This is a genomic window from Baekduia sp. Peel2402 (assembly GCF_052567285.1).
The window spans coordinates 1,088,108-1,103,976 of record NZ_CP199582.1 but is presented as its reverse complement, the minus strand read 5'-3'; the positions used below and the strand labels follow the sequence as shown (position 1 = coordinate 1,103,976).

The window sequence follows — 15,869 nt, the reverse complement described above, 5'->3', positions numbered from 1 at the left end:
GGTGGTGCTTCGGCTCATCAAAAGGGTGAGAGCCTTATGGCGTGGCCACCGCGGGGGAGTGATCGTCGCTTTGGGTGGTGCCGGCCGGGCTGGCTTTGGCATCAAGACATGAATACGGGCCTCAAGGGGCGTCCGTCGGCCCCGGGGTTTGAGGGTTCGGGCCCGAAGGTCGCGCATTTGGGGATCCGGGTCGAGTTAGCGTCGTATATCGACGCTAACTCGACCCGGATCCCGGTTTCGGGGTGCGGGTCGCTTGAGCCGGACATTCCGGTTGCAGCGACCCGGATCTCCGAAACCCTGGTCCCTCGAACCCCAGCGGCCGAGGGACCACCGTGGACGCCGAGTCTGATGTCTTGATGCGCTGTAAATCCCCGTCGCTGGCGGTGCCCTCAGCGACGATCCACACCAAAGACGGTCGCCACGCCCCAACAGCCTCACGCCCTTTGATGCCCTCGGCCACCAACGCCGCGCACCCCCACCAACAGCTCGAGCGCTAAGCCGCAGACGCCGACGCCAACACCGGCGCGACCGTCAGCCGCTTGATCCGCAGGCCATCCATCTCCACCACACGCAACGTCACCCCGTCGACCTCGACGGCGTCGCCGACGTGGGGCCCGCGGCCGAGCTCCTCGAACAGCAGTCCCGCCAGCGTTCGCGCCGATCGATCCTGCGGCAGCCGCGTCCCGCACGTCTCGTTGAAGTCGTCGATCGTCAGCGACCCCGCCACCTCGACCGTCGACTCATCCACGCGTCGCAACGAGGCATCCGGCAAATCGAACTCGTCCTCGATCTCGCCGACGATCTCCTCGAGCACGTCCTCCAGCGCCACGATCCCCGCGGTCGTTCCGTACTCGTCGACCACCACAGCCATCTGCTGGCGTTGCTCGCGCAGCTCCCGCAGCAGCGCGCCGACGTCCTTGGTCTCGGGTACGACGAGCATCGGTCGGGCGAGCTCGCCGACGGTGCCCGCGTCGCTCTCGCCGCGCGCCGCGGCGACCAGGTCCACCAACAACGCGACGCCGACGACGTGGTCGAGGTCGCCGGCGCCGACCGGGTAGCGGCCGTGCGGCGCCTTCAGCGCCTCGCCGAGCGCCGCGTCGGGATCCAGCTCGGCGTCTAGCCAGACGACGTCGGAGGCCGGGAGCATGATGTCGCGCGCCTCACGGCTGGCGAAGTCGAAGACGTTGTGCAGCAACTCCTCCTGTGCGCGCCCGATGACGCCGGACTCCTCGGCCTCGTCGACCAGCGCGCGCAGCTCCTCGGGCGTGCGGATCGAGTCGCCCGCGACGATGTCGTGCACGCCGAAGGGCTTGAGGATCACGCCAGCCGACTTCTCCAGGACCGTGACCAGTGGCGCGGCGACGCGGGCGATCAGGTCGATCGGGCGGGCGACGAGCGCGGCGAGCGTCTCGGCGCGGTCGAGCGTCAGCGCCTTCGGGACCAGCTCGCCGAACAGCACGCTGAGGTAGGTGACGACCGTGAACGCGATGACGACCGCCAGCCAGGTCGGGATCGCGTCGCCGAGCAGGTGGCGCACGAGCGGCTCGGAGACCGCGCCGGTCAGGATCCCGAGCGCGGTGATGCCGACCTGGACGGTCGAGATCACGCGGACCGGGTCGTCCATCAACTTCAGCGCCGCGAGCGCGCGGCGGCTGCCCGACTCCGCGGCGGCGGCCAGCGCGGAGCGCCGCGCGGTGACGACGGCGAACTCCCCGATGACGAAAAACGCATTGGCGCCGATCAGGGCGAGGACCGCGACGATGCGCAGCAGGTCGGACATGTCCCCACACGTCATAGCGGGTGCGGCGGCGCGCCCACTGTGGTGATCGTCCGGTGAACCTAGGTTTCGCCGCCGATTCGCCTGGGAAAATAGCGCGCCCGTGCACCGGTCTGTCCGCCTGTCCCTCGCCACCCTGACCCTGGCGGCCGCTGCTGCGTGCGCCGCGCCCGCTGGCGCCACCACCTACTCCGGCTCGGGGACCGACCCGGCCGGCGACGGCCCGGCGCCCGCGCGGGACATCGCCAGCGTGGAGGCGGCCTACGACGACGCGGGGACCGTCAGCGCGTCGCTGACCTTCGGCGCCGACCCCGACCCCTTGTTCTTCTACCTCCAGGTCGGCTCGCTGTCGGGCCCGACGTGCGGGCCGCCGTTCGCCGCGCTCGGCGGCTACACCGACGCGACCAGCGGGGTCTGGGGGCTCAGCGGCGACGCTGACGGCGACCTGCAGTCCGACGCCAGGATCACGCGCGCGGGGAGCAAGGTGACGATCACGGCGACGAGCTCGCGCCTGTCGGGCGGCGCGCCGAACTGCGTCACCGGCCAGGTCTCCACCAAGGACGGCCAGACGCTCTACGACAGCGTGAACACGCCCGCCGGGCTGACCGCGCAGGTCGCGCCGCCGACGACGACCACGACCACGACGCCCGCGCCGCCGCCGCCCGCGGCGACCACGCCGGCCCCCGCGCCCGCGCCCACGCCCGCGCCCACGCAGCAGACCGTCGCCGCCTCAGCGCCCAAGAAGGTCGCGCAGCTGGCGGTGACCGTCAGCGGCGTCCCGTCGGAGATCAAGCGCAACCACACCATGTCGCTCAAGGTCAAGGTCGCCAACACCGGCACCGCGGCGGCGACGGGCGTCAAGTTGATGGTCGGTGCGGCGCGCGGGCTGTCGGCGACGCCGAAGGCGATCACGGTCAAGACGCTGAAGGCGGGCAAGTCGACCACGCGCCGCGTCAAGGTCAACCTCACCAAGAAGGCCAAGACGACGACCACGCTGACGCTGAAGGCCAGCGGCGCCAAGAAGGTCGCGGCGACCGGGCGCGTCGCGCTGCGGATCGGCAAGGCGAAGAAGACCACCAAGAAGTCCCCGCCGGTCACGACCACACCGAGCAAGCAGAACCCGCTGATCGGGACCTACTGGTGGTACGTGATCAACCACGTCGACTGGGCGTGGGACAACCACGGCGTCTACTTCATCAACGACGGATGGGCTTACCGCGGGATCCCGAAGGGCGGCCTCCCGGTCTCGTGCACGACCCAGACCGCGGGCGTCGACGAGAAGGGCAACGCGACCGACGGGTGCATCCCCTACACCTACGACCCGGCCACCGGCGCGGTCACGCTCGGCACCGTGGCGGGCACGTTCAAGGACGGCAAGCTGCAGATCACCGACGAGGGCGACCTCCAGGACTACGACCGTCTGGTGGTCCCTGAGGCGGGCGCCCGGTACGGCGTCGAGCTCGTCCACCGCGGCTTCCAGGGCATGTGCGGGTTGATCCTCGGCTGCACGACCTGGGAGAACTGGCTGACGTTGGCGGCGGACGGCCAGTTCATCTACAGCAAGTCGACCACCACGACGATGGGCGACCCGGGCATCGGCCCGTTCACCGCCGCGGGCTCCTACCCGCCCGACGAGCACGGCACCTACGAGGTCTTGGCGGGCGGCAAGATCCGCCTCGCGTTCGCCGACGGGACGGTCAAGGAACACACCTTCGCGATCCAGACCGACAAGGCCGGCAACCCCGATCCCGGCGGCGAGGGCGTCTTCCTCGACGAGGACAACTTCTACAAAGACGAGATGCCTTAGGCGTCGACCGCCTAAGCTGAGCGTGGACCGGGTCCGCCGCCTTCCTCAGCCGGCGGCGGACTCGGGTCTGTTCTCCCGGTTCGTGGGAGGTTCCGGCCTCCGGCGGTTCGGAGACACCCGTGTCGGGGTAATTAGGGACGCGGCAGTGACCAACTCCACCGATCCGGTGACCGTCCTGGTGGTCGATGACCTCCCGGCTTCTCGCGGCCTCGCCGCGATCTGGCTGTCGGACGGCCTGCGCGACAGCGTCCGCGTCGTCGAGGCCGCGACGCTGGGCGAGATGTGGGAGCGCTGGCGCGCCGAGCGCCCCGACGTCGTCCTGCTCGACCACCGGCTGCCCGACGGCGAAGGCCTAGAGGCGGCCGGCCGGCTCCTGGCCGAAGATCCTGACGCGGCGATCGTGCTGCTGACCGGGATGGCCGACCCGGCGCTGGACCAGGAGGCCGAGCGCGTCGGGATCACCGACTTCCTGGTCAAGCACGAGATCGACGGGCCGATGCTCGCGCGGACCGTCCGCTACGCGTTGCGCCGCCGCGAGGACCGGCGCCGGCTGCGACGCTCGGAGGAGCGCTATCGCAACCTCGTGTCGGCGCTGCCCGACACGGGCGTGCTGGTCGTCGACAAGGACCTGCGGTTCGTGATGGCCGCGGGCGCCGCGTTCGCGGCGGCCGGGCGCGCGCCGGAGGACGTCGTCGGGCGACGCGCCGAGGAGCTGATCAACGACATCGAGCGCGCGCACCTGATCGGCCACTGGCGCGCGGCGCTGCGGGGCGAGTCGCACACCGACGAGCACACCGCGCCCAACGGCCGCACCTACCGCACCGCGTTCCGGCCCCTGGGCGGCGACGAGGCGATGGCGGTCACGTTCGACATCACCGAGCAGCTGGCAGCCGCCGCCGAGCTTCAGCGCGCGCAGGCGCTGGCGCACACCGGGTCCTGGCACTGGGACGCGGTCGCCGAGGAGATGACGTGGTCGCCCGAGCTGTGCCGGATCTACGGCGTCGACCCGTCGGCGCCGCTGCCGCCGTTTCGCGAGTGGCTGGCGACGATGATCGTCGAGGGCGACCGCGAGCACGTCGCCTACGTGACGCGCGCCGCCCTGCGCAAGGCCGAGGCCGCGGACTTCGACATGCGGATCACGCGGACCGACGGCGAGGTGCGCGTGCTGGCCACGCGCGTGCTGCCGGTGACCGGGCCGGACGGGACCGTCGTGCGGATCGAGGGGATCTCCCAGGACGTCACCGAGCTGCGCCGCGCGCAGGACGCGCTGCGCGTCGGCGAAGAGCAGATGCGGCTCGTGCTCGGGAACCTGCCGCGCGCGGTCGTCGCCGTCTACGACCGCGAGCTGCGGTGCACGATGGTCGAGGGCGGGACGCTGCCGACCGAGGCCTATGAGTTGCTCGATCCGGCACTGGCGAGAGCGCTGGCGGGCGAGGAGTCCGAGGTGGTGGTGTCGGTCGCCGACAGCGGACGCGAGCTGGTCCTGACCGTCGCGCCCAACCGCGACCTGCACGGTGAGATCGCGGGCGCGTTGGTCGTCGCGCGGGACGTGACCGAGGAGCGCGCGGCCGAGCGGGCCCAGCGTGCGGCCGAGCGGCAGTTCGAGGTCGCGTTTGACCGCGCGCCGATCGGGATGTTCTTGTCGGACTTGCAAGGGCGGTTCATGCGCGTCAACGACGCGCTCTGCGAGATCGCGGGCGCGCGGCCGGACGAGCTGGTCGGAGGCGACCCGCTCGCGCTCATCCACCGCGACGACGTGGACCGGGTGGTCGAGGCGCTGTCGGCGGTCGACGGCAAGGACATCGCCGAGGAGCACCGGCTGGTGCGCCCGGACGGCGAGACGGTCTGGGTGGCGGTCAACGCGACGCTGGTGACCGACGACGAGGGCCGGCCGGTGCACGTGCTCGGGCAGATGCGCGACGTGACCGAGCGGCGCGAGTACGAGGCGCGGCTGCGGCACCTGGCCGACCACGACCCGCTGACCGCGCTGCTGAACCGGCGCGGCTTCGAGGCGGCGCTGACCGGGCACGTGGCGCGCTGCCGGCGCTACGGGCCGGCGGGCGCCCTGCTGGTGCTGGACCTCGACGGCTTCAAGGACGTCAACGACACGCACGGTCACCACGCGGGCGACGCGCTGCTGGTCGACGTCGCGGCGGGGTTGCACGAGCGGGTGCGCGAGACCGACGTGCTGGCGCGGCTGGGCGGCGACGAGTTCGCGGTGCTGCTGCCGGTCGAGACCGCCGCGCAGGCGGAGATCGCAGCGGAGGCGCTGGTCACGGTGGTGCGCGAGGTCGGCGCGGCGCGCGGTGTGACGGCGTCGGTCGGTGTGGCACTGATGGACGCGACGGTCGAGACCGGCGACGAGCTGCTCGTGCGCGCGGACCGGGCGATGTACGCGGCCAAGGCGGCGGGGCGCGACGGCGTCGCGCACGAGCCGCGCGCGTCCCGGGCCTGAGCGGGCGCGCGTCCGCGCGGACATCGTGGTGTCACCTCCGGCGAGGTGGGAGAGTTCGGTGTGCATGTTCGTTCGTCGCGCTTCGCTCACCGTCCCGCTGCTTGCCGCGCTGCTGCTGCCCGCGGCCGCCGCTCGCGCCGACGAGGTGGCCGGGGCGGTGAAGCAGGCGACGCCGGTCGTCGCTGATGCGGGCTATGCCGCGTGGCGTGGGGACGACGGGCGCCTGCGCGTCCGGCAGGGCACGGGGCCGGTGCGGACCACCGCGCTGAGGCCGCCGGCGTCGGCGCCGTTCGACGTGGGCGTCTCGGCGGCGGGCGGCAACCGCGGGCAGGTCGTCTGGGCCGAGTCGTGCTCGACGCGGGCGCGGACGTGCGTCGTCCGCTCGGCGACGCTGACGCCGTCCTCGGTCGGGACGCCGCGCGTGCTGCGTCACATCCCGTATCGCGGCGGCGGGTCGCCGGCGGTCGCCGTTGATGGCTCGCGGCTGGCCTACTCCGTGCGAACCGGCTCCTGCGACGTGCCGTACGCGGGCTCGCGGCGGCTGGATCGCGGGCACTGCGCGAAGCTCGTCCAGCTCGACGTGGGGGAGGGCACCGTCGCGGTGCTGGCCTCGCCGACCGCGACGCCGCGGGCGACCGAGGCGCGCGTGGTGGCGTGGAGCGGCGGATCGTCGCGGACGCTGCAGCGCGAGTCCCAGGGCGAGGAGTCCAACTTCATTGGGTCGGTCTCGCTGGACCGCGGCTCGCTGTTCACCTCGCGCGGCGGGATCCGGCAAGCCAACGTGTATGTGAAGCTCGCCCTGCGCGGCGGCGGACGCTCGGAGGCGCGCGCGTTCGTGACGCTCGAAGGGGCGTTTGCCCGCGACGCGGGGCAGACCTATTACTTGCAGTCGGTCGGTTACGAGAGCGTCGGCGAATGCGGGTGCTTGGTCGTCGCCGGACAGGACCCGTTCACGACGGCGAGCCGAACGCTGGCGCCGGACGTGACGCTGGCCGTCGCGCCGCAGCCGGTCTACGTCGACTCGACGCCGAGCGCCGAGGTGAGCGTCACGCGGCGCTCAGCGTCGCGGAGCGCGGTGTTGGGCTCGGCGCCGGTCGCGAGCGCGCCGGTCGAGTTGTTGATGGCCGTGCCGACCGACATCCGGGCACCGGTCCCCGCGCCGACGCCCACCGGCGCGACCGGGACGACCGGCGCCGACGGCGTCGCGCGGATCGCCGTGCCCGGTGCGGTCCAGCCGTTCCGGTACCTGGCCGCGGTGGCACGCCCAGGCGACGTCTCGATCCCGACCGGCGTCACCACCTACATGCCCGCCTACGCGCGGATCACCGCGACCGCCGCCACGCGCCTGGCCGACGGCCGCCTTCAAGTGACCGGCACGATCAGCCCCGCGCTGCCCGGCCGCAAGGTCCGCCTCGACCGCAAGCTCGAGCGCATCTGCAACCCGCGGTCGACGACGCCCGGCACGACGATCGCGCCTTCACAGTCGCTCGCGCCGGCCGGCTGCTTCGAGCGCTACACGCAGAACCCGGTCATCACCGCCGCGGTGAGCGCGGACGGCGCGACCTTCACCTTGGTCGCGCCGTCGTCCTCGCCTGCTGGCACCTACCGCGTCGCCGCCGACTTCTCCGGCGGGGCGCTGGTGTTCCCCGGCGACAGCGTTCCGTTCGACGCGTCCTAAGCGGCGGCCCGCCGCGCGGTCACCTGCTTGGTCTTCAGCGCCTTCCCGGAGGCGTCGAGGGTCACGAAGGTGACCGCGCGGACGCGGGCCGGGAGGCGCAGGGTGGCGACGCCGTTGCGGACCGTGGCCTTGGCGATGGTCTTGCCGTTGGCCCGGGCGGCGACGCGGGCGGACTTGGCCGACACCTTGCAGGTGACGCCGGTGAGCGCCTTCTTCTTGTTCTTGACCAGCGAGCAGGTGACCTTGCCGATCGCGCCGGAGGCGCCCTTGGCGCCCTTCGGGCCGGCGGGGCCGGTCAGGCCGATCGGGCCCTGCGGCCCGGTCGCGCCCTGCGAGCCGGCGTCGCCCTTGTCGCCCTTCGCCCCTGGCGCTCCGGCCTCGAAGTCGGCCACGGCGGCGGTCGCCACGGTGCTCACCGGCACGGCGGTGGCGATGACGGCCCCCGCGACGCGCGTGGCGAGGACCGTGCAGGTGATGGCCTTGCCGACGTCCTCGGTGCTCAACGTGTAGCGGTTGCCCTCCGCGCCGTCGATGGTCGCGCCGTCGCGCTTCCACGTGTAGGTGATGGCCAACGCGCCGGTGCCGTCAAAGGAGCCCGGCGCGCAGGTCAGCGTGCGGCCCGCCTTCGCGGTGCCGCTGAGCGACGGGGCGGTCGTGTTCTGCGGGCGGCTCGTGAAGATCCGCACGGTCTCGGACGGGTCGGCCGACGGGCGGACGGTCAGGTCGTTGTCCTGGACGAACCCGAAGTCGTTGTCGTTGACCATCGCGACGCCCGGGACGCCCTCCAGCAGCGTCAGGCCCTCGAGCTTGTCGTTGCGGAAGTCGACGCCGTCGAGGCCGAGGTTCAAGTACAAGGACTTGCCGACCGGCGTGACCGGCGTCGACAGCGCCGCCAGCTCGTCGGTCGAGCCGTTGTCCAGGAAGCAGCCGAGCGCGGGCTGGGTCTTGCCCGCCGCGGTCGTGGAGCCCTGGCGCGAGGCGAGCGTCGGGTAGGCGGTGGCGATGTTGGTGCCCTGCGAGAGGTCGACCTCGTAGACGCCGCGGCCGTTCTTGGCCGGGTTGGCGTCGTCGTGCTCGTCGACCAGCAGCTTGCGCGGGCCGGCCCAGGCGATGTCGGAGACGCGCGCGAAGGCCTGCGTGGCGGCGTCGGTCGTCGACAGCGTCTGCGTGCGGTAGACCCACTCGCCGCTGACCGTGGGGGCGTTCGGGTTGGTGATGTCCAACTCCGCGATGCGCACATCGCGCCAGAAGCTGTAGCCGCTGGTGCTGCCGTCGGAGGAGCCCGCGCTGCACTGGACCCCGTAGCCCTGGTTGGCGTAGTAGTTGGCGTTGGCCGTGTCCAGGGCGTTCTGCATCATCAAGTACATCTTGGTCCCGTCGGGTGAGAGGGCGACGCCCTCCAAGCCGCGGTTCTGGCGGCGGGCCTTGTACTCCTCGGGCAGGACCTGCAGGAGCTTGGGCTGGGCGACGCCGTCGTACCAGTCGCCGAGCGTCCCGGCCGTGCCCGCCCCGGCGCCGTTGAGCGTCGTCAGCGTGTCGCTGGCCTTCGGGACGATCCGCGAGATCATCACGCCGTTGCGGTCGAAGTGGGCGATCGACGGGCGGTACTCGTCGCTGATCCAGTAGCTGCCGTCGCGCGGGTCGCGCTGGATGCCCTCGGAGTCGATCCCGTACGGGTCGGTCTTTGCGTACTCGCTCAACGCCGACGGCATCGCGTCGCCGGTCAGCAGCCAGATGCGGTCGTCCAGCAGCGTGTTGGTGACGTTGCGGATGCCGGTGATCAGCGACGGGTCGCCGGGGAACGTGGCCGGATCGTCGACGCGGACCGGGTCGTTGCCGGGCACGCGCAGCTGGGTGCGGGAGACGACCGCGAGGCGGCCGTCGTCCTGGGCCTCGAGCTCGTAGATGATGGGGCTGAAGCTCGGCGTGGGGAAGGAACGGCCGTTGGTCGAGCCGTTCGCGCCGCCCGGCTGGCCGTTGGGGCCGCGGTCGGAGATCGAGAGGAAGCGGCGGTTGCCGGTGCCGGGGACGACCTGGAGCGCGGAGAGACCGCCTTCGCGCAGGCCGCCGGCCACGTTGATCGGGCTGGCGGGCGAGAGCGCCGGCGTCGGCAGCACGAGCGCGCGGTCGAACATGTAGCGCCCGGCCTCGACCGGCGAGGCGAGCGGGGCGGCGGCAGCGACGGGCGCCACGACGGCGGCCGCGCAGGCGGACAGGGCCGCGACCAGCGCGGCGGAGCGAGAAAGCTTGGACATGTCGGCGCGCGATCCTGCTGCCACGCGGTCGCGCAGCGGTGACCATTCGGTGAAGGGCCACTACGAGTCGAGCGTTCCGCCGAGCCGCGCCCGCGCCTCGTGGACCTCGGCCTCCGCGGTCGCGATCCGCGCCATCGCCTTGGCGACGTCGGCGACGGCCTGGCGGCGCTCGGCCTCCGCCCGGGCGCCCCCGGCGCGGAGCACGCGACGCTCGCGGAGGTGCGCGAGCAGGACCTCCAGCAAGGGCGCGGCACGGCACCCGACCGGGACGGGGATGAGCAGCGACACGTCCCCAACCCTAGTACATTTATGTGTCAAATATCGACAGTCAAGGTCATTAAAGGGCTGGAAATGTCCTGGTCCTGGACGCAATGTGGCGGTAGTGCGCGCGCCGGATCCGCTTCAGACGTTCGGCGCGAACTTGCGGACCGAGCGGGCCATTCGCCGCCTCACTCAAGAGGATGTGGCCGCCTCAGCCGGGATGAGCACCTCGTACTACGGGCGCCTGGAGCGGGCGGTCGTCGATCCCGGCGTGCGGACGGTGGCGCGGGTCTCGGTGGCGTTGGAGATCGGCGCGGCCGACCTGTTCGCGGGGATCGGGCAGCGGCCACCGCGCAACGGTCCAGCGATATGTTGCGCGACGGGCATGATCGAGGACTATCCCCACCGCCAGACGATCCCGACGCGCTGGAAGGACAACGACGTCTACGGGCACGTCAACAACGTGGAGTACTACTCCTACTTCGACACCGTGATCAACGAGTACCTGATCCGGGAGGGCGGGCTGGACATCCTCAAGGGGTCCGTGATCGGGCTGTGCGCGGAGTCGCACTGCGCGTTCACGGCGGCGCTCGGGTTCCCGGAGCCGGTCGAGGCCGGGCTGCGGGTCGCGCACCTGGGCAACTCCTCCGTGAAGTACGAGATCGGGCTGTTCAGCGGCGGCGGCGCGACGCCGGCGGCGACCGGGTGGTTCGTGCACGTGTTCGTCGACCGCGAGACGCGGCGGCCCGCGTCGGTCCCGGACGCGGTCCGGGCGGCGTTGACCAAGTTGGAGGTGTCGGAGGCATGAACGTCCGTGGCGCGGTCTTGCGCGAGATGGGGCGGCCGGGGCCGTACGCCGAGTCGCGGCCGTTGGAGATCGTCGACCTCGAGCTCGCGCCGCCTGGGCCGGGCGAGCTGCTGGTCAAGGTCGGCGCCGCCGGGCTCTGCCACTCCGACCTGTCGGTGATCAACGGCTCGCGCCCGCGCGTGATGCCGATGGTGCTCGGCCACGAGGCGGCGGGCGAGGTCGTGGCGATCGGCGGCAGCGACGGGGGAGACGCGGGCGGCTTCGCCGTCGGCGACCACGTCGTCCTCAGCTTCGTTCCGACGTGCGGCCACTGCGGCCCGTGCCGCGCCGAGCGCCCCGCGCTGTGCGAGCCAGGCGCCGCCGCCAACGCCGCGGGCACGCTGCTGGGCGGAGAACGCCGCTGGCACGCTCCCGGCGACGATCACCTTCACCACCATCTTGGTGTCTCCGCCTTTGCCGACCATGTTGTCGTCGATCACCACAGCGCGGTCAAGGTCGATCCCTCGCTGCCCTACGAGATCGCCGCGCTGTTCGGCTGCGCGGTCCTGACCGGCGTCGGCGCCGCGGTCAACTCCGCGCAGGTCACGCCCGAGGACCGCGTCGTGGTCTTCGGCCTTGGCGGCGTCGGCCTCGCCGCTCTGCTCGGAGCGCGCATGGCGGGCGCGGCGGAGATCGTCGCCGTAGACGTCGTGGAGGAGAAGCTCGAGCACGCCCGCCGCCTCGGCGCCACGCCGGTGCACGCGGGCGACGGCGCGGTCGAGGCGATCAAGCAGGCAACGAGCGGCGGGGGCGACAAGGTCATCGAGACCGTCGGCAGCGCGCGTGTCTTGCAGCAGGCCTACGAGGCGACCCGGCGCGGCGGCACGACCGTCACCGTCGGCCTCCCGCACCCCGAGCAGCGGCTCGACATCCAGGCCGTCAGCCTCGTCACCGAGGAGCGCACGCTGAAGGGCTCCTACCTGGGCTCGTGCGTCCCCGGTCGCGACATCCCCGCGTTCGTCACGGCCTACCAGGAGGGACGCCTCCCGGTCGACGAGCTGCTCACCCACCGGATCGCGCTGGACGAGGTCAACGAGGCGTTCGACCGCCTCGCCGCCGGCGCCGCGGTGCGTCAGGCGATCATCTTCTAGGACAACGTCCTAGGGCGATGTCCTAGCGCTATGCGGCGGCCGCGGCGGATAGCGGCGCATGCACGGCCTCCAGCGCTGCCACCGCCTCCGCGGTGAACTGCTTGCCCACCAGCGACCGCGCCTCTTCCAGCGCGCTCTCCACGGAGCGTCCTGGCGAGTACGGCCGCGCGCTGACCATCACGTCGAAGGCGTCGGCCGCCGCCAGCAGCGCGGCGCCCTCGCTCAGCTCGTCGCCGCGCAGGCCGCGTGGATACCCAAGGCCATCAGGTCGCTCGTGGTGGGCGAGGATCCACGCCACCTGCTCGGCGCCGAGGATCTCCTCGACCATCCGCGCGCTCAGCTCCGCGTGGCCCTTGATGACCTCGTACTCCTCCGCGGTCAGCCGCGACGGCTTGAGCAGGATCGCGTCCGGGATCCCGATCTTGCCGACGTCGTGCACCAGCGCCGCCTCGTGCAGCAGCGCCACACGGTCGGCGGGCCAGCCGCGCTCCTCGGCGAGCTGGGCGGTCAGGCGCGCGACGCGCTCGGAGTGCTCGTGCGTGGACGGGTCGCGCGCGTCGATCGCCCGCGCCAGCGCCCGGATCCCCGTCAGCGCCTGGGAGCGCTGGAGCTGGCCGATGCGCTCGTCGGCGCTCAGCTCTTGGATCGTCGCCGGGTCGTAGGTCGAGACGCGGTTGCGGCCGTGCTCCTTGGACCAGTACAACGCGCCGTCGGCGAAGCGGCTCAGCGCCTCGGCCTCGGGCGCGTGCGCCGCGTCGCAGATCCCGACCGAGATCGTCAGGTGGGCGCCACCGGCAAACGGCGCGGTCGCGATCGCGCGGCGCGCGCGCTCCATCGCGGCCGCGGCCTGCGTGGCGTCGGCCTCCGGCAGCAGGACCGCGAACTCGTCGCCGCCGACCCGCGCCAGCAGGTCCTCGGCGCGCAGGTGCTCGCGCAGATGGGCAGCCACCGCGCGCAGGACCTGGTCGCCGATCGCGTGGCCGCCGGCGTCGTTGACGGCCTTGAAGTGGTCGACGTCGACGAGCGCGAGCGCGACCGGCCGCGCGTGGCGGGCCGCGCGTTGGACCTCCGCGCGCAGCCGCTCCTGAAACGCGCGGTGGTTGGCCAGGCCGGTCAGCGGGTCGGTGGTCGCGTCAGCCTCTAGCCGTGCGGTCTCCTCCGTGTTGGCGACCGCCATCCCGATCAGCTCGGCGAAGTCGGCGAGATGGGCCTCGGCGTCGTCGGGCATCGCGTCGGCGGTCTGGGCGACGACGACCAGCGCGCCCCAGAGGTGGCCTCGGACGAAGACCGGCGTGCCGACGAGCGCCTCGATGCCGTTCTCGCGGATCGTGCCGGGGCGGTAGGTGTCGAAGTCGTCGAGGCGGACCGCGCGGGCGTCGCGGCGGATCGCGGCGGTCGGGCTCTCAGGGACGATCGGGAAGCGGGTGCCCGGCGGGATCTTGGTGCCGCCGCGCTGGTAGGAGCCCAGGACCGTCAGCTGGTCGTCGGGGTCAAAGCGCAGGATCCCGCCGCCGTCGACCTCCAGCAGCGTCGCGGCCTGCTCGGCGGCCAGCGAGCAGACGACCTCGGGCGGGCGGCCGGCGGCGACCGCGGTGGCGATCTCGCGCAGCGCGTGGTGCTCGTCGGAGAGGCGCTGCGCGGCGTCGTGCATCGCTCCCAGCAGGCGGCGGCCGATCAGCAGGATCGCGCCGAGCGTCGCGAAGATCGGCAGCGCCATCGCCAGCTCGCCCAGGCCGGTCGACCAGCCGTGCTTGCCGACGTCCGGCAGCGCCCAGGCCCCGGCGCAGCCGACGATGATCCCGATCGCCTCTTTGGGCGTCAGGAAGCACGCGCCGTAGAACAACACGAAGAAGATGTAGAGCCGCGCGGGGGAGGCGACGCCGCCGGTCAGCTGGGTGATCGCGGCGACGACCACGACCGCGGCCGCGCTGGCGGCGACCAGCAGCCACGGCGGCGCGACGCGCCAGTCGATGACGAACATCGCGCAGATGCCCCAGGTCGCCGCGCCGATCGTCCACAGCAGCGGCCAGGGCCACAGCGGCGTGTCGACCTGCGGGAACAGCGGCAGCGAGACGGTCGCGACCGCCGCGATCAGCCACAGGCCGCCGCCGACGCGGCCCGCGACCAAGCGCTCGGCCGTGGAGGACGAGCGCAGGTACGCAGCGAGGCGGTCGACCCAGGAACCCATCTCTCCCGTGTGATCGTCCTCACAGAGGACGTCTTGATGGGTGTGTGGACGCGTAGCCGCCGGGCTAGCGACGGTCGATCTCGAACCAGACGTGCGTCGAGCCCTCGCGCACGCCCCAGCGCTCGGTGAGCGCCTCGACCATGTGCAGGCCCCAGCCGCCGGGCTCGGTCTTCGGGCGGTCGCGCGCGGCGGGCACGAACCCGACGCCCTGGTCGACGACCTCGACGTGCACGTGCTGCGGGTTCTCAGAGCGCAAGATCAACTGCACGCCGCCCTCGCCGCCGTACTTGACGCTGTTGGAGATCAGCTCGGAGACCAGGAGCTTGACGTCGGGGACGACGCTGGGATCGAGGTTCGCACCGAATGCCTCTACCGCACGACGGGCGTGGGCGGGCGCGGTGCGATCGCGGTCGATGTCGACGGTGACCTGGTCAGGCATTGCAAGGGGAGAGCGGTGAGCGGGGGAGGCCTGCGTGCCTCTGGTCAGAGTTGTTCCTCTTCGTCGGGAGATCAAACGCTCTCCGGCACAACCAGGCGCCGCAGCCGCGCCGCATTGCGCGGAGCGAAGCCCTCCCAGTCGTTGTTGAAGTAGGCGAAGACCGCGGCCTTGGCGCGCAGGCGCTCGATCGTGGCGGCCCACTCCTTCAGCTCGGTCTCGCTGTAGTTGCCGCGCCTGCCGCGATGGCCGAAGTGCAAGCGGATCAGCGTGAAGTCGCTGGTGAGCTCGTGCGGCTGCCACGGGCGCTCAGGACGGTCGCCGATGACCAGCGCGACGCGGTGCTCGCGCAGGACGGCGAGCACGTCGTCGTTCTCGAACCACGACGGGTGGCGGAACTCGAAGGCGTGGTGGCCGGGCGGGAGGTGGGCGAGCGCGTGGGCGAGGCGGTCGTCGTCGCGCTCGAGGTTTGGCGGCAGCTGCCAGAGAACCGGGCCCATCTTGGGCGACTCGACGAGCGGCTGGAGGCGTTCCCAGAGCTTCTCGGCGCCCGGGCCCATGTCGGTCAGGCGCTTGATGTGCGTCAGGTAGCGCGAGGCCTTGACCGTGAAGAGGAAGTCGTCCGGCGTGCGCTGAACCCAGGCGGCGACCGCGTCGCGCTTGGGCAGGCGGTAGAAGGTGTTGTTGAGCTCGACGGTGTCGAAGTGGGTGGCGTACTGCTCCAGCCAGAGGCGCTGCGGGCAGCCTTCGGGGTAGAAGCCGGACTCGCGCCACGAGCGGTAGATCCAGCCGGAGCAGCCGATGCGAACGGGTGCCATCAGGTGCGGTCTCTACCCTCCCGGGCCGTGCCGGTCTGCCTCGATCTCCCTGGCCCCTCCCGACGGATCCGCGTGGAGCCGCTTGTGCTCCCCGTTCCGGCGCAGGCGCCCGCGGAGCGCGAGCCCGCGCCGGTCGAGGCGCCGCACGAGGCGCCCGACCGCGAGCCCGTGCCGGCGTGAGTGCGGACAGCCTCGCCTGGCGGCTCGGCGTCCGGGCGCGAGCGCGCCTGGCGGCTCGCTCGCACGGCGGTGGAGG

Annotated in this window: 11 protein-coding genes and 1 pseudogene; 6 read left to right on the top strand and 6 right to left on the bottom strand. The window is 72.4% G+C overall.

Annotated features, from left to right (window positions below; all coding sequences use genetic code 11):
- Positions 1 to 493: 493 nt before the first annotated feature.
- On the bottom strand, positions 494 to 1,780 hold the full coding sequence (locus ACT01A_RS05480) for a hemolysin family protein (protein ID WP_445151232.1): 1,287 nt from the start codon (positions 1,778 to 1,780) through the stop codon (positions 494 to 496).
- A gap of 100 nt (positions 1,781 to 1,880) precedes the next feature.
- Here ACT01A_RS05480 and ACT01A_RS05475 point away from each other — a divergent pair, with 100 nt between their 5' ends.
- The 3 genes from ACT01A_RS05475 (at position 1,881) to ACT01A_RS05465 (ending at position 7,717) form a co-directional block, all read left to right on the top strand.
- Positions 1,881 to 3,584 carry a CARDB domain-containing protein gene (locus tag ACT01A_RS05475; protein ID WP_445151231.1) on the top strand — a complete coding sequence of 568 codons (1,704 nt, stop codon included), beginning with the start codon at positions 1,881 to 1,883 and terminating at the stop codon, positions 3,582 to 3,584.
- 145 nt (positions 3,585 to 3,729) lie between these two features.
- Positions 3,730 to 6,039 carry a PAS domain S-box protein gene (locus ACT01A_RS05470; protein ID WP_445151230.1) on the top strand — a complete coding sequence of 770 codons (2,310 nt, stop codon included), beginning with the start codon at positions 3,730 to 3,732 and terminating at the stop codon, positions 6,037 to 6,039.
- 64 nt (positions 6,040 to 6,103) lie between these two features.
- A complete protein-coding gene (locus ACT01A_RS05465; protein WP_445151229.1) occupies positions 6,104 to 7,717 on the top strand; it encodes a hypothetical protein in 1,614 nt (537 codons plus the stop codon).
- On the opposite strand, the gene ACT01A_RS05460 is transcribed toward ACT01A_RS05465, so the two are convergent.
- Both ACT01A_RS05460 and ACT01A_RS05455 read right to left on the bottom strand, forming a co-directional pair.
- Positions 7,714 to 9,972 carry an esterase-like activity of phytase family protein gene (locus ACT01A_RS05460; RefSeq protein WP_445151228.1) on the bottom strand — a complete coding sequence of 753 codons (2,259 nt, stop codon included), beginning with the start codon at positions 9,970 to 9,972 and terminating at the stop codon, positions 7,714 to 7,716. The two genes, ACT01A_RS05465 and ACT01A_RS05460, sit on opposite strands and share 4 nt — an antisense overlap.
- A gap of 60 nt (positions 9,973 to 10,032) precedes the next feature.
- Positions 10,033 to 10,260, bottom strand: a complete 228-nt coding sequence (locus ACT01A_RS05455; protein WP_445151227.1) for a hypothetical protein — start codon at positions 10,258 to 10,260, stop codon at positions 10,033 to 10,035.
- Here ACT01A_RS05455 and ACT01A_RS05450 point away from each other — a divergent pair.
- The 3 genes and pseudogenes from ACT01A_RS05450 to ACT01A_RS05440 all read left to right on the top strand — a co-directional run.
- Positions 10,247 to 10,492, top strand: a pseudogene (locus ACT01A_RS05450) (helix-turn-helix domain-containing protein); the annotation flags it as partial. The gene ACT01A_RS05455 and the pseudogene ACT01A_RS05450 sit on opposite strands and share 14 nt — an antisense overlap.
- A 126-nt stretch (positions 10,493 to 10,618) precedes the next feature.
- A complete protein-coding gene (locus tag ACT01A_RS05445; RefSeq protein WP_445152799.1) occupies positions 10,619 to 11,041 on the top strand; it encodes an acyl-CoA thioesterase in 423 nt (140 codons plus the stop codon).
- Complete coding sequence (locus tag ACT01A_RS05440) at positions 11,038 to 12,171, top strand: zinc-binding dehydrogenase (RefSeq protein ID WP_445151226.1); 1,134 nt, start codon at positions 11,038 to 11,040, stop codon at positions 12,169 to 12,171. The genes ACT01A_RS05445 and ACT01A_RS05440 overlap by 4 nt, the downstream gene beginning before the upstream one ends.
- Positions 12,172 to 12,199: 28 nt before the next feature.
- On the opposite strand, the gene ACT01A_RS05435 is transcribed toward ACT01A_RS05440, so the two are convergent.
- The 3 genes from ACT01A_RS05435 to ACT01A_RS05425 all read right to left on the bottom strand — a co-directional run bounded on the left by ACT01A_RS05435 (position 12,200) and on the right by ACT01A_RS05425 (position 15,613).
- Positions 12,200 to 14,359, bottom strand: coding sequence for a bifunctional diguanylate cyclase/phosphohydrolase (locus ACT01A_RS05435; protein WP_445151225.1), 2,160 nt, complete (start codon positions 14,357 to 14,359; stop codon positions 12,200 to 12,202).
- Positions 14,360 to 14,423: 64 nt separating this feature from the next.
- On the bottom strand, positions 14,424 to 14,798 hold the full coding sequence (locus ACT01A_RS05430) for an ATP-binding protein (RefSeq protein WP_445151224.1): 375 nt from the start codon (positions 14,796 to 14,798) through the stop codon (positions 14,424 to 14,426).
- Between the two features lie 71 nt (positions 14,799 to 14,869).
- A complete protein-coding gene (locus ACT01A_RS05425; RefSeq protein ID WP_445151223.1) occupies positions 14,870 to 15,613 on the bottom strand; it encodes a DUF72 domain-containing protein in 744 nt (247 codons plus the stop codon).
- Positions 15,614 to 15,869: the final 256 nt, after the last annotated feature.

Coding starts and splice junctions, on each gene's coding strand:
- ACT01A_RS05440 (WP_445151226.1), top strand. CDS start 11,038: ATGAACGTCCGTGGCGCGGTCTTGCGCGAGATGGGGCGGCCGGGGCCG.
- ACT01A_RS05430 (WP_445151224.1), bottom strand. CDS start 14,798: ATGCCTGACCAGGTCACCGTCGACATCGACCGCGATCGCACCGCGCCC.
- ACT01A_RS05435 (WP_445151225.1), bottom strand. CDS start 14,359: ATGGGTTCCTGGGTCGACCGCCTCGCTGCGTACCTGCGCTCGTCCTCC.
- ACT01A_RS05465 (WP_445151229.1), top strand. CDS start 6,104: ATGTTCGTTCGTCGCGCTTCGCTCACCGTCCCGCTGCTTGCCGCGCTG.
- ACT01A_RS05425 (WP_445151223.1), bottom strand. CDS start 15,613: ATGGCACCCGTTCGCATCGGCTGCTCCGGCTGGATCTACCGCTCGTGG.
- ACT01A_RS05480 (WP_445151232.1), bottom strand. CDS start 1,780: ATGTCCGACCTGCTGCGCATCGTCGCGGTCCTCGCCCTGATCGGCGCC.
- ACT01A_RS05460 (WP_445151228.1), bottom strand. CDS start 9,972: ATGTCCAAGCTTTCTCGCTCCGCCGCGCTGGTCGCGGCCCTGTCCGCC.
- ACT01A_RS05445 (WP_445152799.1), top strand. CDS start 10,619: ATGATCGAGGACTATCCCCACCGCCAGACGATCCCGACGCGCTGGAAG.